Here is a 26,998-nt window from a genome sequence, read left to right on the forward strand (position 1 = left end):
GCGCGTCGAAACGCTCATGGATCCTCCGGCGCTTGAGAAACCGCAGGAAGGTTCCCCAAGCACGCGGAGGCCTCACCGCCTACCGGGGGTCATCGACGACATGTGCCATACGGTCGCCGACGATGCCCGCTATGGCCTGCACGAGGGGTCGCCATGCAGGCCGACCCCTTGCCTTTCGTCGTCGTACGCGGCTTTGCTGCTCCATCCGCAGACATCTATACCAGAGAGATCGCCCTCCACCGTAATATAGTGCGTTCCCCGAAGGTCGATGCCCTTACGGTCCTTGCCGGCGACGATATTGACGTCCAGCCAGACTCTGTCTCCGGGGTTGTGGACCACGCCCATCCGGAATTTCGAGGCCGACTCCTTGTTCCCGCTGCACTGGGCGCGGGAATTGCCGCTGGTGGTCGTCAGCACGCAGTAATCGGCAACGAAGTACGTGTTGTTCGTGTTGATCATGATGTTGTAGCGACCCTCGCCGGCCTGTGCGCTGGCACTGGAGGCGCCACCCCCGACGAGCATGACGGTCGCGCCGGCCAACGCAACAAATCCAGCGATCGTAGTTTTAATCATTTGCATCGAACACGCCTTTCTGGCTTGATCCGAATATGGATTCCGCGCCGACGCTGCGGCGCTTGAAGCATCACTGGCAGACATATGTCGTCGAAATCAGCCTCCTGGTGGAGAAGGGGAGTGATCCCCCGCGGAATGGTGTCCGGATGCGCGTAACCGGTCTCATGCCGTCTGTCGCGACGGCCGCCACGGCTATCTTTTCCGAAATCGACACTAGACCCAGCGCGAAATCGACGACATGCCAAAAGGCTGTCCACTTTCTGCCCACTTACCGCTCACCTCGGCACTCGCCTTACGGCGAGACCCGCCGCGCGATCGGTGGGTCAACGGCCGGGCGGGGCGGCGCCGGGCGGCGTTCGTGTCACCGCCGCCACGCTGCTACGCCTGGGCACGGGTGCCCGTCCGGCTCTGGCGGATGACCGGCCGTGGCCACCTGGTCCTGGTCCACCGCTCCCATGCCGAAGACACGACCGCACCCAGGGACCGGCCGTCCATGAACGTTTCCACGTCTCACGCAACGAGCGACCACCAAATGAAACGCTCTCCAGGTGACAGGACCTGAGCCGTCCCGGAGACATCGAAGCTGAGATCGTTCCGCCTGCCCGCGCATCCCGAAACGGCAGGGGCCAGGTTCAGGGGCGGGTGCCGGGTTCAGAGGTGGGTGCCGAGATCGTGGTCGGCGTCGTACTGGCGCCTGGCGTCCTCCACCGCCGGCAGATGGGCGTCCGACCAGCTCACCAGGGTCGCGAAGACCGTGCTGAGCGTGAGTCCGAGCTCGCTGATCTCATACTCGACCCGGGGTGGGATCTCCGCGTGGTAGGTGCGTGTCAGCAACCCGTCACGCTCGAGTCGCCGCAGCCGTTGCGTGAGGACCTTGGCGGTGATCGAGGGCAGTCGTCCGTGGAGCTCGTTGAAACGCTGCCGGCCGTGGTGCCGCAGCACCCACAGGATCGGCGTGGTCCAGCGGCTGAAGATCAGATCCACCACCGGGTTGATCGGGCACGCCTCAGCCGTCTGCTCGGACACGAACCCGCCTTTCCGTACCCTCGGCATTCAAAGGAGAGTAACTATCTTCTAGGAACCTACTATATCGAGGATGTTAGCTTTCTTCCGTTAGGCGGATCGAGCGGCCACACCGACCGCCGACACGACCGAACGCAGGCCCGGCAGCGGCCCCGAAGCGGACCCGGAGCGGACCTGACAGCGGACTCGACAGTGGACCCGACAGCGGAGGAGAGCCGCCATGACCATGCCAGAGCTTCCGGCGCGCGAGGGAGACCGACCCGAGACCGGTCCGTCGGTCCCGCACGTTCAGCTCACCCAGAACAGCCCCGATGAGATCAGGCAGGAGCTGAAGCGTTGGATGTCGACCGAGCTGCCCGGCACCGTCATCCGCCCCAGCGAGATCTCCGAGCCCGGATCGCTGGCCTTCTTCCTCGACGGAACCCTTCCACCCCGGGGCGCCGTCCTGCTGCCGCCGCGGCTCGACGCGGAGTTCGCCCACGTGCACTCCGACGGCAGCCTGCATCTGTCACTGCCGATCGAGGACCAGCGGGAACTGGTGGCCAAGGGATGGGGGGAGAGGCACCCGCTGTACTCCGCCCGGATCAATGTGGTGATGCTCTACGGCCCACGCGATGACGAGGAGATCCACGTGGCACGGACCGTGATCGAAGCCTCCTACCGGTACGCGACCGGACGCGATCGAGTGGTCGCCCGGGCCGGGTGAGGCGCCGGACCGGCCAGGTCCGTCACGGACCGTAACAGCGCGAGGAAGACGAACATCTCACCAGCGCCCCGGCGCCCACCTCGGCGACCACCAGGGCCCACGGGTATATGAAGACCATCTCCATGTCGAAGCGAGGAAGAGCAGCGTCACGGCGTACCAGCGAACGTGGAACCGGGACAGGGCGTGTTCCCGCGGCCGGGCGCCCGACAGGAACGGGCCCGCCTCAAGGCTTTCCCCGGTGCGAGCAGGAGCGAGGCGGCGTACACGCCGATCATCCCTCCGGCGAGCACGGCCGGCAGGCCGAGGACGGCCGCCCAGGGTTGCATGGATCTCTCCCCCACTCACTACGATCCATGATCCCCGGTGGTGGCGGTGTCAACCGTCCCTGAGCTGCGGCTTAGTTCGCCGACCGGAGTGGTCGCGACTGGCCGCGCCGCAACGGAACGGCCTCCGGCGGGGTGCCGGAGGCCGTGTCGGAGCCCGCTTACTTGAAGCCGCGCAGGCGCAGGCTGTTGCTGACCACGAAGACCGAGGAGAACGCCATGGCGGCCCCGGCGATCATCGGGTTGAGCAGGCCGAGCGCGGCCAGCGGCAGGGCGGCCACGTTGTAGGCGAAGGCCCAGAACAGGTTGCCCTTGATGGTGCGCAGGGTGCGGCGGGACAGGCGGATGGCGTCGGCGGCCACCCGCAGGTCGCCGCGGACCAGGGTGAGGTCGGAGGCCTCGATGGCGGCGTCCGTCCCGGTGCCCATGGCCAGGCCGAGGTCGGCCTGGGCGAGCGCGGCGGCGTCGTTGACGCCGTCGCCGACCATGGCCACCGACCTGCCCTCGTCCTGCAGGCGCTTGACCACGTCGACCTTGTCGGCCGGAAGCACCTCGGCGATGACCTCGTCGATGCCCACCTCCGCCGCCACGGACCGGGCGACGGCCTCGTTGTCGCCGGTGAGCAGCACCGGGGTCAGCCCCAGGGCGCGCAGCTGCCTGATCGCCTCGGCCGAGGTCGGCTTGACGGTGTCGGCCACGACGAGGACCGCGCGGGCGCGGCCGTCCCAGCCGACCGCGACGGCCGTACGGCCGGCCGCCTGGGCCGCCTCAAGCGCCCGCTCCAGCTCGGCCGGCAGGTGCTGCGACCAGTCCGCCAGCAGCCGGGGACGGCCCACCAGCACGGCGTGCCCGTCCACGATGCCCTGGACGCCGAGCCCTTCGACGTTGGCGAAGTCCTCCGGTGCGGGCAGCGCGCCCACGCGGCCGGCGGCGCCGCGGGCGACGGCCTGGGCGATCGGGTGCTCGGAGGCGTGTTCCAGGGCGCCCGCCAGGCGCAGGACCTCGTCGGCGTCCTCACCGTCGGCGGTGACGACGTCGACGAGGGTCATCTTGCCCTCGGTGACGGTGCCGGTCTTGTCGAGCACGACGGTGTCGATGGTCCGGGTGGACTCCAGCACCTCCGGGCCCTTGATCAGGATGCCGAGCTGGGCTCCCCGGCCGGTGCCGACCAGCAGCGCGGTCGGGGTGGCCAGGCCGAGGGCGCAGGGGCAGGCGATGATCAGCACGGCCACCGCGGCGGTGAAGGCGGCGCCGGCACCGCCGCCGGTGCCGAGCCAGTAGCCGAGCGTGCCGACGGCCAGTGCGATCACGATCGGGACGAAGATCCCGGAGATGCGGTCGGCCAGCCGTTGCACCTGTGCCTTGCCGGTCTGGGCGTCCTCCACCAGCTTGGCCATCTGGGCGAGCTGGGTCTCGGCGCCGACGCGGGTGGCGCGGACGACCAGGCGGCCGCCGGCGTTGACGGTCGCGCCGGTCACCGCGTCGCCGGGCCGTACCTCGACCGGAACGGACTCGCCGGTGAGCATCGAGGCGTCGACCGCGGAGGAGCCCTCCTCGATCACGCCGTCGGTGGCGATCTTCTCGCCCGGCCGCACCACGAACCTGTCGCCCACCTTGAGCTGGTCGGACGGGATCCGCCTCTCGTGGCCGTCGCGCAGTACGGCGACGTCTTTGGCGCCGAGTTCCAGCAGGGCGCGCAGGGCGGCCCCCGCGCGGCGCTTGGAACGGGCCTCGAAGTAGCGGCCGGCCAGGATGAACGCGGTCACCCCGGCGGCGGCCTCCAGGTAGATGTTGCCCGAGCCGTCGGTGCGCTCGATGGTGAACGCGAACGGGTGGGTCATCCCCGGGGTGCCGGCGCTGCCGAAGAACAGCGCCCACAGCGACCAGCCGAGCGCCGCGATGGTGCCGAGCGAGACGAGGGTGTCCATGGTGGCGGCGCCGTGGCGCAGGTTGGTCCAGGCCGCCTTGTGGAACGGCCAGCCGGCGTAGACGACGACCGGCGCGGCGAGGGTGAGCGACAGCCACTGCCAGTGGGTGAACTGCAGGGGCGGGATCATCGCCATCGCGATCACCGGTACGGCGAGCGCCGCGGCGGTGATCAGCCGGTTGCGCAGCGGCCGGAGCTCGTCATGGGGCTCGGGCGGCGCGCCTTCGGCGCTGGGCGGGGCGGGCAGCTCGGCGGTGTAGCCGGCCTTCTCCACCTCGGCGATCAGCGCCTGCGGGTCCACCCCCTCGCCGAAGGTGACCTTGGCCTTCTCGGTGGCGTAGTTCACGGTCGCGGTGACGCCGTCGAGCTTGTTGAGTTTGCGCTCGATCCGGTTGGCGCAGGACGCGCAGGTCATGCCGCCGATCGAGAGTTCGACCGCGCCTTGGGGTCTGTCGTCGGTGAGGGGGGACATCACCTGCTCCTTCCGCTCGTCATGTCCGGTGTCAGTGGTTGTGGGCGCCGTGCGAGCCGGATGCGGACGGCGTGGCCGACGGCTTCGGGTCGGTCGTGGCCTGTGCCGGGGTCTCGTCGGCGCGGGCGGTGAAGTCCGCGGTGCGCACGGTCCCCTCGTGCTGGAAGTCCAGGAAGAGGCGGTAGTCGCCCCGGCTGGGCACCTCGGCGTAGAAAGTGATCTCCGGCCCGGCGGGCGTCTTGCCGTCGCCCGGCTCCCCATCGGGGTGCACGTGCAGGTAGGCCAGGTCCCCGCCGCGCAGCGCGACCAGGTGGCCGTAGGCGCCCAGGTAGGGCTGCAGGTCGGTGACCGGGTGGCCGTCCTTGCTCACCTTGAGGGTGAGCTTGCTCGCCCTGCCCGAGACCAGGTCGCCGTCGAGGGTGACGGTGTAGCCGTCGACCGTGGACGTGCGGCTTACCGGGGGTAGCGCTCCGGGTGCGTAGTCGCCGGGGGCCTGCAGGTCGGCGCCCAGGGTCAGCCCGCTGCCGCCCTCGGGGACGAAGTCGGCGAACGCCCGGTAGGCGCCCGCTTCGGGCAGGGTCAGCTTCACCGACCACACGCCGTCGCCGGTGAGCTCGGGGTGCAGGTGCTGGAAGTGGCCAAGGTCGCGGGAGACCACGATGAAGTGCAGCTTCTTGTCGTGCTGGGTTTGGTAGCCGGTGACCGGCCCGCCGTCGGGACCGGTCACGGTGAAGCGGAAGTCCGTGGCCTGGCCCGGCTGGATCGTCGTCGTCTCGGGGGTCAGGGTGTAGCCGTCCTGGGACACTTGGAGCCCTCCTGGAATGGATGTCGAGGTGGTGGACTGGTTCGGAGCGGGTTCGGTGTGGGCTCCGTGGCCGCCGGCCGACCGGCTCGGGTCCGGGGTCGTGTGGATCTGATGGCCGTCTGCGACGGGCGGCGTTCCGGTGGAGCCCACGGCGTTGCCGGCTCCCAGGGCGCCACCGAAGATCACAACGAGGCCGAGGGCGTAGGCTCCGAGTTTCGCGGAGGCGTTCACGAGGGGGTCACCACTTCGTAGCCGGCCTCCTCGACCGCGGCCGCGATCGCGGCGCCGTCGGCGGGACCGTCGCTGTCGACGGTGACCAGGCCGGTCGCCAGGTCCACCTGGACGCCGGTGACGCCGGTGACCGCGCCGACCTCTTCTTCGACCGAGCTGACGCAGTGGCCGCAGGTCATGCCCTTGACGGTGTATGTGCTGGTGGCCATGGAGGTCACTCCTCTTTTGCGTGGATCTGGTTATGCGCGTGGATCTAGGTGCTGATCAGGAACGGACGAGACGGGCGATGGCGTCGGAGGCTTCCCTGATCTTGGCTCCGGCCTCGGCGCCGCCCTTGGCGGTGGCGTCGGCCAGGCAGTGCGCCATGTGCTCTTCCAGCAGGGCCAGGGCGAAGGACTGCAGTGCGCGGTTGGCCGCCGACACCTGGGTGAGGATGTCGATGCAGTACTTGTCCTCTTCGACCATGCGTTGCAGGCCGCGGACCTGGCCCTCGATTCGTCGCAGCCGCCGCAGGTGGTCCTGCTTGGTGTCACTGTATCCGGCCATCTCTCCCCCTCGGCTCAGCTTCATGTACACCATAACACGGTACCCCCCTACGGTATTCCCGTCCGGTTCGCGAACCGGACGCACCGGGGGTGGGGGCGTGCCCGACCACGCCCCCGAGCCAGGTCAGGCGCGTGCTGCCTCGCGGCCGGCGTCCGTGCCGGTAGCCGCAGGCTTCGGCCTGCGCATGAGCAGCAGGGTGAGCACGGCTCCCACCGCCGCGACCACTCCGGCGCCGATGAAGGCACCCTGGAAACCGTCGGTCAGCCCGGGGAGATCCCCCGGCTCGGCCGCTCCCTGGGAGGTGGCGATCGCGGTCATGACCGCGAGTCCGAGGGCGGAGCCGACCTGGTAGGTGGTGTTGACGATGCCCGAGGCCAGGCCGCTCTCCTCCGGTCGAACCCCCGACATGGCCGACATCATCGCCGGGATGTAGGCCAGCGACATGCCGATCGCGGCGATCAGGGAGGCGGGCAGCACATCGGAGACGAACGCCCCGTCCGGCCGCACCAGGGACAGGCCCGCCACGCCGGCGGCCAGGACGAGCAGGCCGATGACGATGAGCGGCTTGGCGCCGAACCGGCCGAGCAGCCGGGCGGTGACGCCGATCATGAAGATCATGATGGCGACGGTCATCGGCAGCAGCGCGGCCCCGCTGGCGAAGGCGCCGTAGCCCAGCACCTGCTGCAGGTAGAGGTTCAGGAAGTACCACATCGGGATCCACGCCGCGCCCAGCAGCGCCATCGCCAGGTTGGCGGTGGCCAGGCCGGGAGTCCGCCAGATGCCCAGCGGCATGAGAGGCTCGCGCACCGTGCGCTGGACCACCAGGAACAGCGCCAGTAGCGCGAGTGCCCCGGCGAGCTCCAGCAGCGTCGCGGCCGAACCCCAGCCCTGCTCGGGGGCGCGCACGATGGCGTAGACGGCCAGGGCGATGCCCGCGGTGACGGAGGCGGCGCCCAGCACGTCGACCGAACCGCGTCTGCCCTGGACGGAGGGGAGCAGGGCGGGGACGGCGGCCAGGGTGGCCAGGCCGATCGGCACGTAGACGATGAAGACCCATGGCCAGCTCAGATACTCGGTGATGACGCCACCGAGGAACACCCCGGCGGTGCCGCCGGCGGGCGCGGCGGCGCCGTACAGGGCCATGGCCTTGCCCAGTTCGCGCGGGTCGTGGCCGAAGAGCATCATCAGCAGGGTCATCGAGGCCGGGGCGATGAGTGCGCCGCCGACCCCCTGGACGCCGCGGCCGAGGATCTCGACCCAGGCGTTGCCCGCCGCCGCGGCCACGACGGAGCCGGCGATCAGGACGATCCAGCCGGCGGTGAAGACCCTGCGGGCGCCGAGCAGGTCCGACAGCCGGCCGCCGAGCAGCAGCAGGCCGCCGAAGGCGATGACGTAGGCGTTGAAGACCCATTGCAGGTCACCCGGGGAGAAGCCGAGGTCGCGCTGCATGTCCGGCAGGGCGACACCGATGATGGAGGTGTCCATGATGACCATGAACTGCGCGGCGGCGAGCACGATGAGTGCCTGCCACCTGCGTGGATTGACGGCGTTCATGCCGCACTCCTGATTCCTCGCATCCTCGCCAGGATGGCAGGATGCGTTGTGGGGATTGGTGTGATTCGAGTCGGACCGGCCCCGCAGGTGGGCGCGCACGCCAATGCGCGCCCACCGCCTGTCTCGTCGGGTGAGGCTCCTCTAGGAAGCGCCGACGGATGCGGCGTCGGCCAGCGCGTAACCGGCCCGCTCCACCGCCGCGCGGATCTCCTCGTCGGAGAAGCCCGTTCCGTCGACGGTCACCGCGCCGCCGGTCAGGTCGACCTGGACGCCGGTCACTCCGCCGACCCCGCCGATCTCGGCGGAGACCGCCGAGACGCAGTGGCCGCAGGTCATCCCGCTGACCGTGTAGACGTTCGCACTCCGGTCAATGGCCGTCGCCTGCGTCGAGACGCTGCTCTGGGTGCCGCACGCACATGCCGAGCACATGGGATTCTCCTCTCTCAAGTACCCCGGTGGGGTATCTGTGGAACCGTAACATACCCCCCATGGGTTCTATTTCTCAATATCGGAGATTCGTGTGACGCGATCCGGGATTCACTACCATTTTCATGATCGCACCGGGACGTCGCCGCACATGGCGGGCGAAGCCGGGCGGACCACAGGCGCGAGACCAAGGAGAATGTGTGAGCGACAGGCGGAGTCTCTCCGAGCCGGGCGAGCTGAACCCCGAGGTGGCGCACAATGCCCGGGTCTGGAACTACTGGCTGGGCGGTAAGGACCATTACCCTGCCGATCGCGAGGTCGGCGATCGGGTTTTCAGGATGTTTCCCGATATCGTGCACGTCGCCCGCGCCGACCGCGCCTTCCTCGGCAGGGCGGTCCGCCATCTGGCCGGTGAGATGGGGATCCGGCAGTTCCTGGACATCGGCACCGGCCTGCCCACCGTGGACAACACCCACGAGGTGGCGCAGAGGCTGGGACCGGAGTCGCGGATCGTCTACGTCGACAACGACCCTCTCGTGCTGGTGCACGCCCGTGCCCTGCTCACCGGTTCGCCGCAGGGCGCCACCGACTACATCGACGCCGACGCCCGGGACACCGGCACGATCCTGAAGGCGGCCGCGCAGACACTGGACTTCGACCGGCCGGTGGCGATCATGCTGCTGGGGATTCTGAACTTCATCCTCGACACCGATGAGGCGCGGGGGATCGTGCGCCGGCTGGTGGACGCCGTGCCGTCCGGCAGCTACCTGGTGCTCACCCACCCCACTCTGGAACTCGGCGGTGAGGCGAACGCCGAGGCCATGCGGTTCTGGAACGAGCACGCCACGCCCCCGATCACCGCCCGCAGCGGTGAGGAGGTCGCCGGTTTCCTCGACGGTCTGGAACTGCTGGAGCCCGGCATGGTGTCGTGCTCGCGCTGGCGGCCCGAACCCGCCGACATCGGCGGCGCCCCGGCGGAGGTGGCCCAGTTCGGCGCCGTCGGGCGAAAGCCGTGAGGCGTCCCGGCCGGCGCTACCGGTGACGCCGCCGGTTCTCCGTCGACCATTCCGCGGCCGGTGCCGGGTGCCCGCCGGGCGGCAGCCGCCCGGCGGGCACCCGACGGCGTCGTGTCAGTGGCCGTCGGCCGCCGTCTCCCTGCCGAGGGGGATGCCCGTGCCGTCGCCGTCGGGCCCGTTCGAGCCGTCGCCGTCATCCGGCGAGGCCGCCGTGGGCCGGCAGTTCTGGCCGCAGCCGCCGAACCGCGCCGAGTTGATCGGGGTGAACGGCGTCGGCCGCACACCCCTCAGCGCTCCCAGCATCGTGTCCTTCCAGATCGGCCCCGGGATACCGGCGCCGAGCACCGAGCCGTAGTGGCGGCCGCCGATCGTGACATCGTTCAGCTTGTGCTCCTGCGAGCCACGCGGGTCGCCGATGCTGACCGCTCCGGCCAGGTCCGGGGTGAATCCGGCGAACCACGCGGCCGCGTAGTCGTCGGTGGTGCCGGTTTTTCCCGCGGCGTCGCGGCCGATGCCGCCGACGCCCCGCATCGTGCCCTCGGTGAACACGCCGGACAGCACGTCGGCCGCCGCGTCGGCGACCTCCGGGTCGAGCGCCTGATGGCACTTGGGCGCGAAGTCGGTGACCTCGCCGTCCCTGTCGGTGATCCGGGTGATCGCCGTCGGCGCACAGTACTTGCCGCGCGCGCCGATCGCGGCGTACGCGTTGGCCACGGTCACCGGATCCATCTCGTTGATGCCGAGTGTGAACGACTCGTACTCCTGGAGCTTCGCCCCGTCGGAGCGGTGGATGCCCAGTGACCTGGCGGTCTTGACCGTGTCGCAGAGGCCGACCCGCTGCTCCAGCTCCATGAAGAAGGTGTTCACCGAACCCCAGGTGCCGGTCCGCAGGGTTTTCCAGCCGGGGGTGCCCTCGTCGTTGGTGACGGTGTGGGTCGGGTCGCCGATGTTCTCGCCCTTGCAGTTCTTGAACGCCGAGTAGCCCGAGGCGCGGTAGCCGGCGCCGACGTCGAAGCCGTCGTCGACCTTCATGCCCTTCTCCAGAGCGTTGAGCAGCGTGAAGGTCTTGAAGGTGGAACCGGCCTGGAAGCCGGTGGCGCCGCCGTGCGCGGCGTCCGCGACGAGGTTGTAGGAGACCTCGTTTCCGGCCTTGTCGCGGCCGTACGCCCGGCTGGCCGCCATCGCCCTGATCGCCCCGGTGCCCGGCTGGATCAGGGCCTCGGCCGCCGCCGGGTCGTCGGAGGGGCGGACCCACTTCCTGATCGCCCTGTCGGCCGCCGCCTGCATCCTGGGGTCGATCGTCGTCCTGATCGTCAGACCGCCGCGGTTGAGGAACTTCTCCCGCGCCTCGGCCGTCCTGCCGAAGGCGGGATTGTTCATGATCTCGTTACGGACGTAGACGCAGAAGTACGGATGATCGCTGACCTCACAGCCGCCGGGCAGCTTCGTGCCCCTGTAGCCGAGTCTGGTGGTCTTCGCCTCCGCCGCCTCGGCTCGCGTGATCCTGCCGAGCTCGGCCATCCGGTCCAGCACGACGTTGCGCCGGTTCAGCAGCCGCTCGCGCTGCTTGCCGCCCAGATTGGGGTCGGTGGCGTTGGGGTCCTGTACGGCGCCCGCCAGCGTCGCCGCCTGCGGCAGGGTGAGCTCGGCGGCCCTGACGCCGAAGAACCGCTTGGCCGCCGCCTCGACGCCGTAGGCGCCCGCGCCGAAGTAGGCGATGTTCAGGTACTTCTCCAGGATCTCGTCCTTGGAGTACTTCTGCTCGACCGCCATCGCGTGGCGCAGCTCGTTGAGCTTGCGCGCGTAGCTGGCCTCCAGCGCCTTGTCCCTGTCCTCGTCGGTGCCGGCGGAGTTGAGCAGCACCTGTTTGACGTACTGCTGGGTGATGCTCGACCCGCCCTGGCTCACCCCGCCCGCCTGCAGGTTCTTGGCGAACGCGCGGATCGTACCCTCGATGTCGATCGCGCCGTGCTCGTAGAACCGGTAGTCCTCGATCGAGACGATCGCGGTCTTCATGACTTCTGCCATCTCGTGGAGCTTGACGACCTCGCGGTACTCCTCGTAGAACCGCGCGATCTCGTCGCCCCTGACGTCCTGGACGATCGTGACCTCCGCCGGTGGCGGTTCGGCGAGGTCCTCGGGTTCGAGGTTCACCTCGTCGGCCACCGACATGAAGCCGAAGCCCGCACCCCCCACCGCCGGTAGGGCGATCCCCGCGACCAGCACGCCCGCCACCGTCCCCACGGCGGCAAGACGCCCGATCTTGGACGCGGTCCTCGGCCGATTCTCACCCCGTTCGGGCGTGAGCCCGTCTTGCATGCCCTGTCCTCGCTCTCCTCCATCGGAGGTAGGAGCAAAGCAGACCGGGTCACCCCGCGTCCAATATCGGTATCAGCGGGACATCGATATCGGTTCATTCATGATTGCAGGTCACAGCGGGTTCGGCCGGGCCCCGAGACGCCCGCCGGGAGGACCCCCGCCCATGGCCTATCGTGATCTCCACCGTCTGTTCCCGGCCGGCCCCGATACCCGTCCGAAGAACCGGCTAACGTTCCACATCGCGCTGCTCGGTAACACCGAGCACGACCCCCAGCGGGAGGAGATGCTGTTCAGCGGTCTTCAAGAGCGACGGGTCGACGGGTTCGTCATCGGGTTCAACGACATGGTCCACGCCGACAGGTTCCGGCCGCCGCTCACGACCGTATCGAGGTTCCGCCCGGTCGACGGGACATGGCGTCTCCGCGATGACCGGAGACTCATGCCGACCCGTCTCCGCGATGACCGGAGACTCATGCCGACCCGTCTCTGTGATGACCGGAGACTCATGCCGACCGCGTCAACGGGTTCCCGTCTGGCGCTCGGTGGGTCTAGCGCTCGGTGGCCTGTGTCTTGGCCAGCTCGGAGTGCCGGTAGGAGTAGCCGAAGTAGACGACCAGGCCGATCAGGAACCACACCACGAAGCGCAGCCAGGTCTGCCACTGCAGGAAGGTGATCAGCCACAGCGAGAAGACGACGCCGATCGCGGGCACCACCGGCATCCCCGGGCAGCGGAAGGTCCGTGGCAGGTCGGGCTGGCGGTAGCGCAGCACGATCACCGCCGCGCACACGACCGCGAAGGCGAGCAGGATGCCGATGTTGGTCAGCTCCGCCGCCTCCCTGATGGGCAGGAATCCGGCGATGAACGCCGAGGCGATGCCGACGATCCACGTCACGCGCGTCGGCACGTGCCGCGTCGGATGCGTCTTGGCGAACCACTTGGGCAGCAGCCCGTCGCGGCTCATCGAGAACCAGACCCGGCTCACGCCGAGCATGAAGGTGAACATCACGGTGAGGATGCCGACGATCGCCCCGACCGCGATCACGTCCGCCAGGCGGTTCAGGCCCACGGACTTGAACGCCGTGGAGAAGCCGCTCTCCTTGTCGATCTCGGTGTACTTCTGCATGCCGGTCAGCACCAGGCAGGCCAGCACGTAGAGCACCATCGAGATGGCAAGCGAGTACACGATCGCCTTGGGCATGTGGCGCTGGGAGTCCTTGGACTCCTCCGCCGCCGTGCTCATGGCGTCGTAGCCGAAGACGGCGAAGAAGACCGTGGCCGCTCCGGTGATGGCGCCGCCGATGCCGTAGGGGAAGAACGGGGTGTAGTTGTCGCTGTTGACGAAGAAGAAGCCGACGATGATGACCAGCAGCACCACGGCGACCTTTATCCCGACGACGGTCGTCTCGAACCGGGCCGCGTTCCTCATGCCCAGGTTCAGCAGGTAGGCGATCAGCAGGCACAGTATGGCGGCGAACAGGTCCACCCGGTGTCCCGGGCCGGTCCCCGGCGCCCCCAGCATCCAGGCGGGCAGTTGCGCGCCCAGGTCGCTGATCAGGAACGAGAAGTAGCCGGAGATGCCGATCGCGACGACCGCGACGATCGCGGTGTACTCCAGCAGCAGGTCCCAGCCGATGAACCAGCCCGGCAGCTCGCCGAGGACCGCGTACCCGTAGGTGTAGGCCGACCCGGCCTTCGGGATGAGCCCGGCGAACTCCGCGTAGGACAGCGCCGCCGCCGCACTCGCCACTCCGGCGATCAGGAACGACACCACGACGGCCGGTCCGGCCGTGCCGTTGGCGACGGTGCCCGCGAGCGTGAAGATGCCCGCGCCGATGATGCCGCCCACCCCGATCGCGGTGAGCTGCCACAGCCCCAGCACGCGTGTGAGCTGCTCGCTCCTGTCTCCCTCTGGCTCCTCGATGTGCTCGATGGGTTTACGGCGCAGCACGCCTGATCCCGACCGGAATATGGCCATCACGCATCCTCTCCGCACGCCCACAGCGGATCATCCGACCCGACGTCGGGTCTGGTGAAGGGCTCTTACCCCGTTTCACCTGCACCGATGCTGGAAACCGGATGGATCGGGCGGCGCGGCTGACCGTGGCGGGCGCGGTCGCTCCCGATGAGCCACTGGCCGCGCTGCCGTCCGAGGGGTCAAGCGTGCCTTCGGGGCGGTGAAGAGATCGCCCTCCGGTATCTGGCGACCCAGACGGCCTGTCGCCGTGGGCGACGCCGGTCTCCGCCGGCCGGACGGTGAGCAGGAACCGGGCGGTGAACGGTCTTCGTTCTGGACAGCTCCCCGGGTGAACCTTGCCTCTCGCACATCCCGGGTGGTGAGCACGCCTCACCATCACGTTCGAGTCAATCAGGAGCTTCGATGAGCATGCACATGATCGGATCAGCCGGCGGCGGGGGCGCCACGTGGCGGCGTATGACGGGCTCCGCGGTGATGGGCGCGGTGACCGCTGCCCTGGCCGCCATCGCGATGGCCGTTCCCGCCGACGCGGCGGTCACGGCCTCCGCGGCGGCGCCGGTCGGAACGATCCGGATCACGAACGCGAATCAGAGCCTGACGGCCGGCGTCGTCAACGCCGGCGGCAGGGGCAACGTCTTCACCACCGTCGGTGGCAACCAGCAGGTGGTGCAGCAGTGGAACCACATCGACGGAGGCAAGCTCGTCAGCAGGGGACGCAGTCAGGGCACGACGCGTTGCCTGGAGAGCGGCGGCGGCGGGAGCGTCTTCATCGCCCCCTGTGCCGCCGGGAGGAACTCGCAGAAGTGGGCGTTCAAGCCGGCGGGCAAGCGGTTCAGGATCCAGAACTTCCAGACCAAGAAGTGCCTCAAGATCGGTGCGACCACCCCGCAGCTGACCGCCGCGGTCTCCGCCGTGGAATGTAAGGCCCAGGCCTCACAGACGTGGTTCGCCACCCAGGCGGAGCCGGGCGACTTCTGACCGATCGTTTCGGAGCGAGGGCCGAAGTCGGCGGAGGCGGAGGATGCCGCACCCGGGCCGGTGCGCCGGCCCGGGTGCGGGCGAGATCGACGCCGCCGCCGGCTGTGGGCGTGCGCCGAGCGCCGGAGGCGCAGGCTGGCGGGAAGCCGGGATCGGGATCCTCGCGTCCGCTCCGCATCGGGACCATCCTGTTTAGTCACTAATGTTGACTGTAATGAATTATGACTATATTGTCTGACGTGCCACTTCGTCCTCTTCTTCGGGGAGTCCTCGTGAACACGTCCGTGAATCTTTCGATCGTCTATTACTCGTCCACTGGCACGATCGCCGCGATCGCCCGGGAGATGGCCGAGACCGCGGAGAAGGCGGGTGCGGAAGTACGGCTGCGCAGGGTGGCCGAGCTGGCGCCGCAGGCCGTGATCGACGCCAATCCCGCGTGGGCCGCCCATGCCGCCGCGACGGCTGACGTTCCGGTCGTCACGGCCGACGACCTCGTCTGGGCCGACGCGGTGCTCATGGGCTCGCCCACCCGGTTCGGCAACATCTCTTCTCAGCTCAAGCAGTTTCTGGACACGTTGAGCGGGCCGTGGAGCAAGGGCCTGCTCGCCGACAAGGTCTACAGCGGCTTCACTTCCACCGGCACCGCGCACGGCGGCCACGAGTCCACGTTGCTCGCGCTGTCGAACACCTTCATCCACTTCGGCGGGATCATCGTCCCGCCCGCCTACACCCATCCCGACAAGTGGGCCGACGGCAACCCCTACGGCACCTCCCACTGCGACCGAGGCGGTACCCACCCCGTCGACGAGACCACCCGCGCCGCCGCCCGTGTGCAGACCGAACGGGTCGTGCGGTTCGCCCGTGGAACCAAGGCCGTCAAAGCCGCGGCATGATCGGCGCTCGCGGTGGTCGGCTCGATCGCCGCGCTCTCGGGCCAGAGGGTGTTCGCGGTCCGGGCCACCGCGGCGGTCCCCGATGATCACCGGTCGGCGGCGATCGGCCTGCTCGGCCATGGCCTACCTGCTGGGCGCCGCCTTCGGCCGGGCCGTCGCCTCTCTGCCGCCGAGCTGATCACTCCTGTACGGGACGGGTTCTGACGGTCACCCACATGCGGTCGATGGCGTTGGCGAGCGCGACCGTCATGATGCGCGACCGTCATGATGAGGGTCGCGACGCCGTGCGGCACGTTGACGAAGAAGACCGAGCGCCAGCGCGTAGGCGGTCGTCATCCAGGACAGCTCCTGTTGCGACAGGCCCAGGTCCAGCCCCATGGACGGTGAGGCGACGCTGATGATCGTCAGATCGAGGATCAGGACGAACTGTGTCGCCGCGAGCAACGCCAGGGCGGCCCATTTCCGGTGGATCTTGACATGAGAGATCTTCCTCAAGCGGAAGGGGTATCGGCCCGTCCACCATGGGCCACCGAAAATGCCTGATCAACGGCGTTCTGCCGACCGATTGGTCACTCACACTGAACGAACATCGGAAACCCGCGCGCGTCCGGTCGCGATAACCCTTGTCATAGAAGACCCGGAGAGGCAACGAGGGCCGGACAGCATGGAGTCCCCGGTCAGGGCGATTCGCCGCTGAAGCGATTCGGGCGCGGCGGAGACGGCGCGCATGAAACGATCCCTGAGCGGTTCGCTCGGTCCGGTGCGGCGCCGGCGCCGCACCGGGCCCTGCTGCCCTGAGGTCACGCCGGGTGATCCGTCCCGTGGACTTCGCGGTGCCACAGATCTTCACACACCCGTTCGATGCCCGCGCTCAGGTGGCGGCGGTAGGTGGTGAACGGCAGTCCGAGCCGTTCGGCGGCGACCTCCTGGGTGGGCGCGCCCTGGAGGAAGGTGGTGGACATGGCCCGATGGAACTTGGCCGCCCGCGGGTCGTCCCGCTGGGCTTCGATCGCCTGTTCCAGCAGTTCGCGCAGCGCGCTAGCCGCATCCGGCGCGGAATGCCCGGTGAGGAGCCTGCTGCGGGTGAGCGGGTTGGTGGCCAGCGAGGCCGGCCGGGCCAGGCCGCGCAGTGCCTGACGTATCGCGGCGGCGAACTGCGGCTGCGACAGCACCGCCAACCGGACCGGCGGGGTGGCCGGGTGTTCCTGCCCGCCGGACAGCAGCAGCCGATTCAGCCGTGCCAGCCAAGCCTCCGCCGGCGTCGCCCGCCAGTCATGGGCGAACAGGCCATAGGGCTCGTCATCCAGCCGCGGACGCTGGGAGATCTCGGTCATGCCGTAGTGGCGCAGGTAGTCCCTGGACGAATCCGGATCCGGCATGGCCATGTACGACCAGGCCATTCGCTCGGCGCGCAGGCAGTAGCCCACGGCCCGCCACTGGATGAGGTCCATCACGGGCGAGTTGCCGCGATAGGGGGCAAGGACCCAGGTCCGGCCGATGGCGAGGTGTTCGTCCGGGCGCAGCGGAGCGGTGGCGCGGGCGTGCGCCCAGGCCGCGGCGGTGATCGGGTCGGCCGCGATCTCCTCTTCGACGGGTTCCTCCAGGCGCAGCCACGCGCAGAAGGCCACGGGGTCGCCGGTCTCCGTCCACCGGTAGACGCGGAACGCCGCCGGCTGCCTGGCGCTCCAGAAGGCGGCGCCGGCCGCCGACGCCTGGGTCTCGGCGGTGGCCGCGAGCCGTACGAGCGCGCTCGTGTCCTCGGGCCTGAAGATGTCCTCCTGCACCTTGCCCTCCCCCCGCCAGGTGTGGAACTCCGCTGTCATCGCGTTGTCGCGATGCAGGTGGAACAGCGCTCCGACGGCCGGCAGCACCTCCGGGTCGGGGGCGTCGCGCACCCGTGCGGCGAGGTGGGCGTGGACGCGGTGGTGTACGGCCGCGTACCCGTGCGGGTCCCGCCAGCGCAGATCGGCCTCCAGCGCCTCGCGGACCACGTCGTGCGGGAACACGCCGAGGCTGCTCGATTCGATGAACGGCAGCCGTCGCAGCCACGCGAACAACGACGCCGCGTCATCCGGCAGGGCCGCGCGCAGCAGGTCTTCCGTGGTCGTGTACGCGTGCGCGCACACCTCCAGCGCATGGCGGTGGGCCGGTGAGGGGACTTCACCGACCAACTGGTCCAGCAGCGTGGCCACCACCTCCTGGCTGGGCACCCATCGCGTGCTCGCCTTCTCGTCCTTGACCGCCACGGCCGCGCCCAGAGACAGTGCCAGCGGGTGCCCGCCGGCGAAGGCGAGCAGCGGCTCGTGCAGGTCGGGTGCGACCCCGCGGGCGTCGAGCATCGCCCGGGCGTCCTGGAGCGGGAGGTCGGACAGTGAGATCGCCTTCATCGACTCCATCCAGCCGGCGTCGACCTCCCACTGCACGTCAGGAGCGGTCCGCCCCGCCACGATGACGAGCGCCCCGATCGGCGTCCGTGGCAGGAACCGCTCGCGCAGCCAGCCCTCCAGGCCCTGGCATCGCTCGAAGGTGTCGACCAGGAGCACCGCCCGCTCATCGCGCAGCACCAGATCGGCCTCGGCCTCGAACGCCGCCGGGGAGGGGTCGAGCGTGCGCCCGTCCACCCTGATCACGGGCCGGCCGGCCGCCGTCGCCTCCTGGGCGAAGCGCCGCAGCAGCGCCGACTTTCCGACACCACCGGGACCGTGGACGTAGAGCACGCTGAGGCCGTCGCCGTACAGGGCCGAGCGGAAGGCGGCCAGTTCCTCCTCCCGTCCGACAAAGGCCCGCTCGCGGGCAGCCTGGAGCCGCCGCCCCAGCGTTGCGAAATTCTGATCGGTCCCCGAAGACATGAGGACGACTTTAGCTTTCGGCCCGGTCGCCACCCGGGGTGAAGTATGTGTACTTTTACCGACAACGCCACGCGGGCGACGATGCGGACGTGTCATCGACGCGCCTGCCCCGGCCGCCACCGCCGTGCATGCCCGCGCCGTACGGCTTCGCGAGGCGCCGGGCAGGCGCCGCGGAGGCGGATCCAACCTGCTCGGATCGACGTCGCGCGGCCGTTCCGGCCGTTAATGTGGAAGGGATCATTCATCTCCGGATCGGGGCACCGCGCGCGATTATCGACACTTCGACATCGTCATGAGTGAGGCATGAGTGAAGACGCCATTTGCCGCCTTCCGGCTCCGAACCGCGTTCATTCTCCTGGCGATTGCGGCATTTGTACTGGGATATGTCGGTATGCGAACCTACCTGGCCTCTCGGCCGGAGTTCGCGCGGTCGCCGCTGGACCTCCTCTATTACGATCTCCAGTTGTTCGTTCTCGATCCCACCCCCTTCGACGGCACGCACCCGCTGCCGTGGACGCTGGAACTGGCCAGGTTCATCGCGCCCGCCGTGACGATCTACGCCCTGATCGAGGCGGCGCGGCTCATGTTCACCACCGAGATCCGGCGGATCCGGGCGCGGGAGGCACGACGGCATGCCGTGATCTGCGGGGAGGGGCCGGTGACGCGAAGGCTGGTCGAGAGGCTGCGCGAGAGCGGGCGCGACGTCGTGGTGATCACCTCCGCTCCCGTCACCGCACTGGAGGACCCACGCGTGCTCCACGTGGTCGGCGACGCCCGCGACCCCGCCGTGCTCAGGGCCGCGGGGGTCGCCAGAGCCGAGGTGCTCTACGCCTGCGAGAAGGACAGCTCCACGAACACGGGGATCGCCCTGGCCGCCCACGGCGTCCGGCGGACGGCCCCCGGCTCGCTGGCGGCGTACGTGCTCATCCCCGATCCCGACCTCTGCGCGGCACTGCGCGCCCGGCGGCTGGGCGTGGCGGACCCGCCGGGTCTCCGGCTCGACTTCTTCAACCTCGACGAGCTCGCCGCCCGAGTGCTGCTGGACCGCGATCCCGTCGAGGAGTGCCTGCCGATCACGATCATCGGGCTCGACGGCTTCGGCCGCGCGCTGCTCGTCGGGCTGGCTCGTCGGTGGCGGCTACGGTCTCCGCAGCCCCGGCCCAGGCTGCCGGTCACCGTCATCGACGCGGACGCCGACGCGACGCTGGCCGTTCTTCGCCGCAGGTACGAATTCATCGACTCCCTCCTCGACCTCACGACCATCCATCCCGACCGGTTCGACTCCGAGGGCGACACGCGTGCCGACGCGCCGCAGCGGGTGTACGTCTGTTACGGCGACGAGGACCTGGCGCTGAAGACCGCGCTGACCACCTTGCGGCTGTGGACCAGGGTGCCGCGCTCGCTCGTGATCCGGGTCGAGCGGCAGGGGATGTTCGAGCAGGCCTTCCAGGGAGTCAGCCTTCTGGAGGACCTGGCCGGGCTCCTGCGCGTGTTCGCCGTCGCCGACGAGGCAGGCGACCCGCGTCTGATCGCCGAGGATCTCATCGAGCAACTGGCGCGGGCCATCCACGAGAGCTACGTCTACGACAGTCTCAAGAGCGGCGACTCCCCGGAGACCAACAACTCGCTGGTCTCCTGGTCACAGCTGCCGGAGACCCTCAGGAAGGCCAACCGCGGCCAGGCTCAGGACATCGGCCGCAAGCTCAAGGCCGTCGGCGGCGTCCTCGCCTCACGGGTGAATCCGGAGCTCGAGTTCGCCTTCACCGACCAGGAGATCGAACGGCTCGCCATCATGGAGCACCGGCGCTGGATGGACGAGCGCGCGGCGGAAGGCTGGACCCACGGTCCTTCCCGCGACGCCGTCGGTAAGAGACATCCCGACATGGAGGACTGGGACCGCCTTCCCGAGTCGTCCAAGGAGAAGGACCGCAACGTCATCCGTCACCTGCCGGCCGTGCTGGCCACGGCCGGCTTCCAGATCGTCCGCCTGGAGGGAACCGCTCGGGAGGTTTCCCGGAGCTCGTGACAGCGGCTCGCCGAGCTTGCGGTAGGAGTTCGACGGGGTTCGTGACGGGGGCACGCCGAGCCCCGGTAGGAGTTCGACGGGGTTCGTGACGGGAACGCACCGACGCCGGCCATGCCTCAGAACAGGCTCAGCAATCCGTCCCAGACGCTCAGCCGGCAGATCGCGATGTCGGTACGGCTGCCGACGTCCCAGACGCGGACCTCGTCCCCGTACCGTGTCCACGACACGACCCTGCGTCCGTCGGGCGACCATCCGGCGAAGGCGGAGGTGCCCCGTCGGCCGGCCGGCTGCGCGGCCGGCTCTCCTTCCTTCACCGGCCAGATCCGCACGGCCGAGTCGTCGGCCGAGGCGACCGCCGAGCTGTCCGGCGCCCAGGCGAGATCGGGGTCGTAGGCCTGCCCCAGGGACAGCCTGCGCCGTAGCCCGCCGCCGGCGTCCCAGAGCCGGACGTCGTCACCGCTCGCGGAGGCGAGCCAGGCACCGTCGGGCGACCAGCGCAGGGCCGTCACCACGTCGGGCTGCCGTTCAAGGATCATGACGCGAGCCGCTGTGCCGTCCTCCAGGTCGTGCACTGCCAGATACGGCGGTTGCAGAGCGCCCGACGCGAGGCGACGGCCGTCCGGTGACCAGGCCAGCTTCTTGATGAACGAGGTGTGTTCGGTGAGGGTGCGCAGTCGCTTCAGCCCCCGCCCCTCCACCTTCGCCACGACGACCGTCGTGTCCCAGCTTCCCGCGGCGATCTCCCGCCCACGCGGGGACCAGACGAGGGCGCTGACCCGCTGGGAGAAGAGCGTCGTGGACGCGACCAGCTCTCCCGTTCCCACGTTCCAGACCCGGACCGTTCCCTTCTCGTCTCCGGAGGCGACCTCCTCGCCCTTCGGCGACCATGCGAGGTCGTCCAGCATGCCCTGGTGACCCCTCAGGGTCCGGATCACGGTCAGGCTCGTCGCATCCCAGATCCGGATCGTCCCCTCGTGGTCGCCGGTGGCAAGCAGGCGGCCGTCCGGCGACCATCGCACGGTCCACATCGGCCCCATATCGGCGGGATAGTCGCCGATGGCCTCCAATCTCCCGGTTCCGGCGTTCCAGAGCCGGAGGGTGGTATTGACGCCGAGACCCGTACCGTGGACGGAGGCGATGCGGGTGCCGTCGGGTGAGAGCGCGGCGTCGTTGAGATTGCGCACGTCGGCGGTGACGACGTCGAGGGTTTTCCAGGCCGGTGGAATCAGCAGGGCCAGGACGAGCACGGCGACCTTGAGCCTGCGGCGGGGGCCGGGTTTCGGGGGCGGCGGCGTGATCGTGCCGGAGGCGTGCAGCTGGAGCGTCTCCTCGAACCGTGTGACGAGAGTGTGGAAATCCTCGCGGAAGTCCGGCGGCGGACGCAACGACGCTCCCTGCATGTACGGCAGGTCCGCGAGGCTCTGCGGGAGGTTCTCCCTCCGGGGGAGGACGGCCCCGCAGACCAGCACCGGAACGACCGGCAGGCGGGCGGACAGGGCGGTCTCGATCTCGATCCGCACGTAGTCCTCCGGTTGGTCCACACGCCGCCGGCCGTGCTCGTCTCGGATGTCCAGCCATTGGGGGCCGATCACCGCCACCAGCACGTCGCAGCGTTTTATGACCTCGTCCAGTTCGCGGCGGAAGTCGCGGCCGGGCCGGATGGAGTGGACGTCCATGAACACGTTCCGCCTGCCGTACCGGCCGGCCAGCAGCTGGTAGAGGTCGGCGGTGACGTCCGAGGAGTCGCCGCGCCGGTAGCTGAGGAACACGCGCGGTCTGTGGCGCAGCTGAGCCAGGTCTCCCAGCCACAGCGACGCGAGACCCGCCAGGACGCCGATCACGAAACCGCCCACGACCCCCTGGGGGGTCTCGCCGCGGCTCATCGTCCCCGCGGCGAGACCCGATGCCATCAAGACGACGAGATTCCAGGTGAAAACGCTCGCCACGCTGAACCTGCCCCGCATCCAGGTGCTCTGGACGAGGACGAGAAGGCCCGCTTCGACCAGGAGGAACGCGATGACGCCGCGTTCGTCGTCACCGCTCATCCCGGCGAAGAACATCACCCATACCGCGGTGACGTAGGGGGAGACGACGATCGCGATGCGGGTTCGTGTGGTCAAGGCGGCTCTCCGGAGTCGCCCGGCTGCATGGTCGGTGGTGCGGGCGCTGGTTGGGTGATCGGCTGGGGGATGGCCGAACGGGAGAGGCGATCATGCGCTCGTCGACCTCACCGTTTCACCGGCCTACCCCACAGAGTCTAGGACTTTCCCTGTTTGACTATTCCTGCAATCGGTTATTTATCCATTACGTCTGGGTTTGTGGCGTTATTTGAATTGCGAAAAAAGTCGTGAACGAGATTGCCTTTCGCTCTGTGGCGCACCGGCGCCGGCCAGGCGGGCCAGACGGCGGTAGGAGTCGAGGCGTTCTTCATGGTCGAAGGTGTTCATGGTGACCAGTACCTCCGCCGCGCCGCTGCGCTCGACCAGCGTCTCCAGCGCGACCGCCACCTCATCCTCCGTACCGTGGATCTGTCCTGCCAGCGACTCCTCGAAGAACGCGCGTTCTCGCACGGTCATGTCCGTGGAGAGGATCTCCTCGGCCGGGGCGAGCGGCGGGAAGACGCCATGGGTGCGGGAGAAGGCGGTCGCCCACGCCTCGGACATCTGTAGCCGGCGGGCCCGCTCGGTCGTGTCGGCGACCGCGATGCCGGCCGCGACGACGACGTACGGCCGCGCCGACCAGGCCGAGGGCTGGAAGCGCTCGCGGTAACGGGCGATCGCCTGCAGCATCCGCTCCTGCCCGCCCGCCGCCGCGATCACCAGCGGCAGCCCGTGGTCGGCCGCGATGTCCGCCCCGGCGCCCGTGGCCAGCACGTACGCGGGCACGCGCAGCCCCTCCGCCGGAAGCGCGTGCACGCCCGGGTGCGCCTTCTGCCCGCCGGTGAAGTAGCCGAGCAACTCGGCCAGCTGGGCGCCGAAGTCCTCCGCGTCGCGTTTGTCGTGGCCCAGCGCCCGCCTGATGCCGCCGGTGAAGCCGACCGATCGGCCCAGGCCCATGTCGATGCGCCCCGGGTACAGCGATTCGAGGACGCCGAACTGCTCGGCGACGACCAGCGGCCGGTGGTTGGGGAGCATCACGCCGCCGGTGCCGATGCGGATGCGCGAGGTCGCGGCCGCGACGGCGGCGGCCAGGACGGTCGGCGCCGAGCCCGCCACCCCGGGTACTCCGTGGTGCTCCGACACCCAGAAGCGGTGGTAGCCCAGGACCTCGGCCTCCCGGGCGAACCGGACGGTGTCCCGCAGGGCCCGCGCGGGCTCGTGCCCCCGGCGGGTGAGGGAGCGGTCCAGGATCGACAGCCGTATCGCCTGCAGTGCTTGGTTCACCCTCTCTTCAACATCTTCGTGCCCGGGGGATTCCCCGGCAGCGGATCGCCGGGTCCCCGAGGTCGCGCGGGTCGCCCGGACGGGCCTCACAAGGGTCGGGCGAGCGGGGGCCGGCGCGCTCCGGGACGGCCGGGGAGGAGGGCCGCACGTCGTCCTCGTCCACCTCGGAGAAAGTTTACTCAAGCGCTTGGTTGGTTTAGCCGCGGCGGAGGGAAACCGGTACACGCCGGACGGCGTGCGGAAGCGGCCGTCGTGGATGTTCCCTGGTCGCATTGTTTACTGTCCATCCGGAAGTCATCTATCGATGCAACCGCATATTCTGACGTGATTGACGGATCCATGTCAGCATAGCCGCCACTCTCCGGCTGCCATTGGTATTAATGTGGCCGAACGTGATTTGCGTTGACCTCGGCATGGGGGCGGGATTCGACCGGTGGCCACTTCCTGGCCGATTTTCCGCCGCCGTGAGCTTGGGAAATGTGTATCTGTTGAGTCGGGTTCGCGATGATCAAGAGTCGTCGGATTCCATGGAATTCGTCGCCGAGTGCCTCTGGCGGCGTGCTCCTTATCTCAACGGAATGCCCATGAATTGACGGTCGAAGATTGGCTTCCGGCCAATGTATTTGGCGTGCAGACATTGACTCGCGATATTCGGCTATCTACTCTCGCGATGTCTGGCAAATTACAGAGGAGTGGCCGATGAAGCACTTCCGAAATGTCGCCGCCGCCGTGGCCGCCGCCGCTCTGGCATTCACATTCGTCCCCACCTCCGCCTGGGCGGCCACCACCACCGTCCACAGGGACAACGCGGCCGGCGCCCCCTACTCGGGCAAGGTCAGGTCGACGCTGATCGCCCCGGTATCGATCACCACCTCACTCGGCACCGCCACCTGCAACGTCGGCCAGATCGACGGCACCGTCCAGTCGAACGGCACCGCTCTGAACGTCACGGCCTACAACTTCAGCAACAACCCCGGTCCGCAGTGCCCCAACAGCGCCGGCGGCTCGTCCACCGTGACCGCGGTCGGGCTTCCCTGGACCGGCGGCAACGTCACCTACGGCGCGGTGAGCGGCGGGCGCGACGGCACCCTCACCCTCAGCAACGTCAAGGTCTCCTCGGTGACCACCGGATGGTTCGGCACCATCAACTGCACCTACCGGGGCTCCGGTGCCGGAAACAGCATCACCCTGGACGCCTTCAACTCCGACAACCCCAACCGCCCGGTCACCACGATCGCCCAGGCCCAGGCGAAGGCGACCAGCTACACCCTGAACAAGGACGGCGGCAGCTTCCTGTGCCCCGGCACGGCCACCTTCAGCGCCACCTTCCAGCTCCTCGGTGAGACCGTCGCCGGATCGGGCGTCTACAACCAGAAACTCCACCTCACCTCCTGACGTCCCCGTGACCCTCCGGGACTCTTGAGCGATCCCACCGGTCCGGCAGGCCCCGCCTCTCCCACACAGGGAGAGGCGGGCCTTGGCATGCCGGTGAACCGTGTGCCGCCGGGCCGCACGCGACCCCCGCCCGGCCGCCACCGCCGGGGAAGGGGACGACGTCCGCACCGTGACGCCGGACTAGACGAACGTCCACGACGACCCCGTATCGCCCGCGGCCTGACAGGCCAGCGCGCGCACGGCCTGGTAGATGCAGAGCAGGGCCCAGATCTCCTGTGCGACCATCTCCGGGCTCCTGGAGCGCAACATCGCCGCCGCACCGCGACGGCCGGGGTACAGCCAGGCCAGTGCGCTGTCCATGACCCATCGATCGGCGTACCGCGCCGCCAGTTCGGCCGCGGTCGCCTGATTCGGATCGGTCAGCGTCGTGATCAGCCACTCCGCGCCCGGAAGGGGAATGACCCGCAGGGGAGCGTCTCCCAGCCCGGTGACCCTGGTCAGGTAGGATCCGTCCGCGAAGCCACGTCCCATCGGGAACGCGCCGGCTCCGGTGATCCCCCACAGCAGGTGCGTGCCGGTCTCGGCCGCCTGACGCCACAACCCCAGCCCCTGGGGGCCGAAGCGGGCGAGCAGCAGCATGTCCGACTCCAGGCAACGCAACAGCCTCCGGGCCAGCGTGTGCCGCTCGACGGCCGAATCGCCGAACGTCGCGTCGATCAACGCGTGCGTGCCGTTCTCCGCCACGGCCACCACGCGGACGCAGGGGAACCGGGCTGTCTCGTCCGGATAGCCGAAGGCCGAGTTGTCGCGAGTCTCGGGGACGAACAGCGTGGCGCCGTCCATGGTCACCAGTCGGAGCCCGGCCAGCCGCGATGCGGCCGGCCGGGTTTCCGGCGCGGGGCCGCTCGCCCGGCAGAAGAGCACACGCAGGGGCTCCGCGCCCAGCCGTGCGCGGGCCCGGCTGATCGCCGACACACTGGGCGCCTCCCAGGTGTGGGCCCAGCGCGACCGCCAGGCCAGCCCGTTCAGCAACAGGCGCATGACCTGGTCGTAGTTCTTGTCGGAGAACAGGCACAGGGCGAGTACGTAGTACATCGTCAGTCGCGCGGGCAGGGCCCGCCGCCGTCTCTCCGCGCATCCGCTGACCTCTATCACCTCGTCGAGAAGCGACATCGGAAAGATGGACGTGAGGTAACCGACCGACAATTGATCTGCCAGCCGTACATCGTCTGGCGGAGTCTTCACCTGCGTAACTTTGCCGGAAAGCGTCCGTACAACGTTATAAGCAAATGCCTGATTTTCCCGCCGGACCACGTCGAGATTGACAAGGGAAACGCGCCGGACGGAAGCGCTGCCACAGGCGAAACACCGGCATCTGGGGAGAGCCCGCCGGGAGGCCGCCGGCCGTGCGGCAGGCGATCCGGGGGTGCTCTCAGATCGGCAGGGTGACGCTGCCGGGCACCGCGGCGAACGTCTCGTCGAGCAGGCGGCCGAGGCGCCGGTGCCCGAGCGCGTCTGAGTCCGAGCGGGCCTGACTTCGAGCACGTCCGAGGCCGGTCGCGCGGGGACCGGCGGGC

Annotated in this window: 21 protein-coding genes; 6 read left to right on the plus strand and 15 right to left on the minus strand. The window is 69.3% G+C overall.

Annotation, left to right across the window (positions count from 1 at the left end; all coding sequences use genetic code 11):
• Positions 1–129: 129 nt before the first annotated feature.
• Positions 130–579, minus strand: a complete 450-nt coding sequence (locus tag ACQPYK_RS18680; RefSeq protein ID WP_433256844.1) for a hypothetical protein — start codon at positions 577–579, stop codon at positions 130–132.
• Positions 580–1,224: 645 nt separating this feature from the next.
• Positions 1,225–1,599, minus strand: a complete 375-nt coding sequence (locus ACQPYK_RS18685) for a winged helix-turn-helix transcriptional regulator (protein WP_433256846.1) — start codon at positions 1,597–1,599, stop codon at positions 1,225–1,227.
• Between the two features lie 217 nt (positions 1,600–1,816).
• On the opposite strand from ACQPYK_RS18685, the gene ACQPYK_RS18690 reads away from it, so the two are divergent.
• Positions 1,817–2,302: a luciferase family protein gene (locus tag ACQPYK_RS18690; RefSeq protein ID WP_433256847.1), complete on the plus strand. Its 486-nt coding sequence runs from the start codon at positions 1,817–1,819 to the stop codon at positions 2,300–2,302.
• 484 nt (positions 2,303–2,786) lie between these two features.
• Here ACQPYK_RS18690 and ACQPYK_RS18695 read toward each other — a convergent pair whose 3' ends face one another.
• The 6 genes from ACQPYK_RS18695 to ACQPYK_RS18720 all read right to left on the minus strand — a co-directional run bounded on the left by ACQPYK_RS18695 (position 2,787) and on the right by ACQPYK_RS18720 (position 8,589).
• Complete coding sequence (locus tag ACQPYK_RS18695) at positions 2,787–5,024, minus strand: heavy metal translocating P-type ATPase (RefSeq protein ID WP_433256849.1); 2,238 nt, start codon at positions 5,022–5,024, stop codon at positions 2,787–2,789.
• 31 nt (positions 5,025–5,055) lie between these two features.
• A complete protein-coding gene (locus tag ACQPYK_RS18700) occupies positions 5,056–6,060 on the minus strand; it encodes a hypothetical protein (protein ID WP_433256851.1) in 1,005 nt (334 codons plus the stop codon).
• A complete protein-coding gene (locus tag ACQPYK_RS18705) occupies positions 6,057–6,269 on the minus strand; it encodes a heavy-metal-associated domain-containing protein (protein WP_433256852.1) in 213 nt (70 codons plus the stop codon). Before ACQPYK_RS18705 ends, ACQPYK_RS18700 begins: the two co-directional genes overlap by 4 nt.
• A gap of 55 nt (positions 6,270–6,324) precedes the next feature.
• A complete protein-coding gene (locus ACQPYK_RS18710; RefSeq protein WP_433256854.1) occupies positions 6,325–6,606 on the minus strand; it encodes a metal-sensitive transcriptional regulator in 282 nt (93 codons plus the stop codon).
• Positions 6,607–6,729: 123 nt separating this feature from the next.
• Positions 6,730–8,160 carry an MFS transporter gene (locus ACQPYK_RS18715; RefSeq protein ID WP_433256855.1) on the minus strand — a complete coding sequence of 477 codons (1,431 nt, stop codon included), beginning with the start codon at positions 8,158–8,160 and terminating at the stop codon, positions 6,730–6,732.
• Positions 8,161–8,301: 141 nt separating this feature from the next.
• The gene (locus tag ACQPYK_RS18720; protein ID WP_433256856.1) at positions 8,302–8,589 is read right to left on the minus strand and encodes a heavy-metal-associated domain-containing protein; all 288 of its coding nucleotides are present in this window, start codon (positions 8,587–8,589) and stop codon (positions 8,302–8,304) included.
• A gap of 197 nt (positions 8,590–8,786) precedes the next feature.
• Here ACQPYK_RS18720 and ACQPYK_RS18725 point away from each other — a divergent pair, with 197 nt between their 5' ends.
• Entirely contained in the window at positions 8,787–9,602 is an 816-nt protein-coding gene (locus ACQPYK_RS18725; RefSeq protein WP_433256858.1) for an SAM-dependent methyltransferase, read from the plus strand.
• Positions 9,603–9,716: 114 nt separating this feature from the next.
• Here the strand turns inward: ACQPYK_RS18725 and ACQPYK_RS18730 are convergent, their stop codons facing one another.
• Both ACQPYK_RS18730 and ACQPYK_RS18735 read right to left on the minus strand, forming a co-directional pair.
• Entirely contained in the window at positions 9,717–11,921 is a 2,205-nt protein-coding gene (locus ACQPYK_RS18730; RefSeq protein ID WP_433256860.1) for a transglycosylase domain-containing protein, read from the minus strand.
• A 548-nt stretch (positions 11,922–12,469) separates the two neighbouring features.
• Positions 12,470–13,897, minus strand: coding sequence for an amino acid permease (locus tag ACQPYK_RS18735; RefSeq protein WP_433256862.1), 1,428 nt, complete (start codon positions 13,895–13,897; stop codon positions 12,470–12,472).
• Between the two features lie 402 nt (positions 13,898–14,299).
• Between ACQPYK_RS18735 and ACQPYK_RS18740 the strand changes: the two genes are divergently transcribed.
• Positions 14,300–14,875 carry a ricin-type beta-trefoil lectin domain protein gene (locus ACQPYK_RS18740; RefSeq protein WP_433256863.1) on the plus strand — a complete coding sequence of 192 codons (576 nt, stop codon included), beginning with the start codon at positions 14,300–14,302 and terminating at the stop codon, positions 14,873–14,875.
• 272 nt (positions 14,876–15,147) lie between these two features.
• Complete coding sequence (wrbA, locus tag ACQPYK_RS18745; protein WP_433256865.1) at positions 15,148–15,768, plus strand: NAD(P)H:quinone oxidoreductase; 621 nt, start codon at positions 15,148–15,150, stop codon at positions 15,766–15,768.
• 246 nt (positions 15,769–16,014) lie between these two features.
• On the opposite strand, the gene ACQPYK_RS18750 is transcribed toward wrbA, so the two are convergent.
• Both ACQPYK_RS18750 and ACQPYK_RS18755 read right to left on the minus strand, forming a co-directional pair.
• On the minus strand, positions 16,015–16,263 hold the full coding sequence (locus ACQPYK_RS18750) for a hypothetical protein (protein ID WP_433256867.1): 249 nt from the start codon (positions 16,261–16,263) through the stop codon (positions 16,015–16,017).
• A gap of 305 nt (positions 16,264–16,568) precedes the next feature.
• Positions 16,569–18,617: an ATP-binding protein gene (locus tag ACQPYK_RS18755; protein ID WP_433256868.1), complete on the minus strand. Its 2,049-nt coding sequence runs from the start codon at positions 18,615–18,617 to the stop codon at positions 16,569–16,571.
• Between the two features lie 391 nt (positions 18,618–19,008).
• On the opposite strand from ACQPYK_RS18755, the gene ACQPYK_RS18760 reads away from it, so the two are divergent.
• Complete coding sequence (locus tag ACQPYK_RS18760) at positions 19,009–20,643, plus strand: RyR domain-containing protein (protein WP_433256870.1); 1,635 nt, start codon at positions 19,009–19,011, stop codon at positions 20,641–20,643.
• A gap of 116 nt (positions 20,644–20,759) precedes the next feature.
• Here ACQPYK_RS18760 and ACQPYK_RS18765 read toward each other — a convergent pair whose 3' ends face one another.
• A complete protein-coding gene (locus tag ACQPYK_RS18765; protein ID WP_433256872.1) occupies positions 20,760–22,763 on the minus strand; it encodes a toll/interleukin-1 receptor domain-containing protein in 2,004 nt (667 codons plus the stop codon).
• A gap of 204 nt (positions 22,764–22,967) precedes the next feature.
• On the minus strand, positions 22,968–24,026 hold the full coding sequence (locus tag ACQPYK_RS18770; protein ID WP_433256874.1) for an MsnO8 family LLM class oxidoreductase: 1,059 nt from the start codon (positions 24,024–24,026) through the stop codon (positions 22,968–22,970).
• 699 nt (positions 24,027–24,725) lie between these two features.
• Between ACQPYK_RS18770 and ACQPYK_RS18775 the strand changes: the two genes are divergently transcribed.
• Positions 24,726–25,421, plus strand: coding sequence for a hypothetical protein (locus ACQPYK_RS18775; protein ID WP_433256875.1), 696 nt, complete (start codon positions 24,726–24,728; stop codon positions 25,419–25,421).
• Positions 25,422–25,601: 180 nt separating this feature from the next.
• Here the strand turns inward: ACQPYK_RS18775 and ACQPYK_RS18780 are convergent, their stop codons facing one another.
• Positions 25,602–26,966, minus strand: a complete 1,365-nt coding sequence (locus tag ACQPYK_RS18780) for a transposase domain-containing protein (protein ID WP_433256877.1) — start codon at positions 26,964–26,966, stop codon at positions 25,602–25,604.
• Positions 26,967–26,998: the final 32 nt, after the last annotated feature.

Source organism: Streptosporangium sp. CA-135522 (genome assembly GCF_050949235.1).
Lineage (GTDB): Bacteria > Actinomycetota > Actinomycetes > Streptosporangiales > Streptosporangiaceae > Streptosporangium.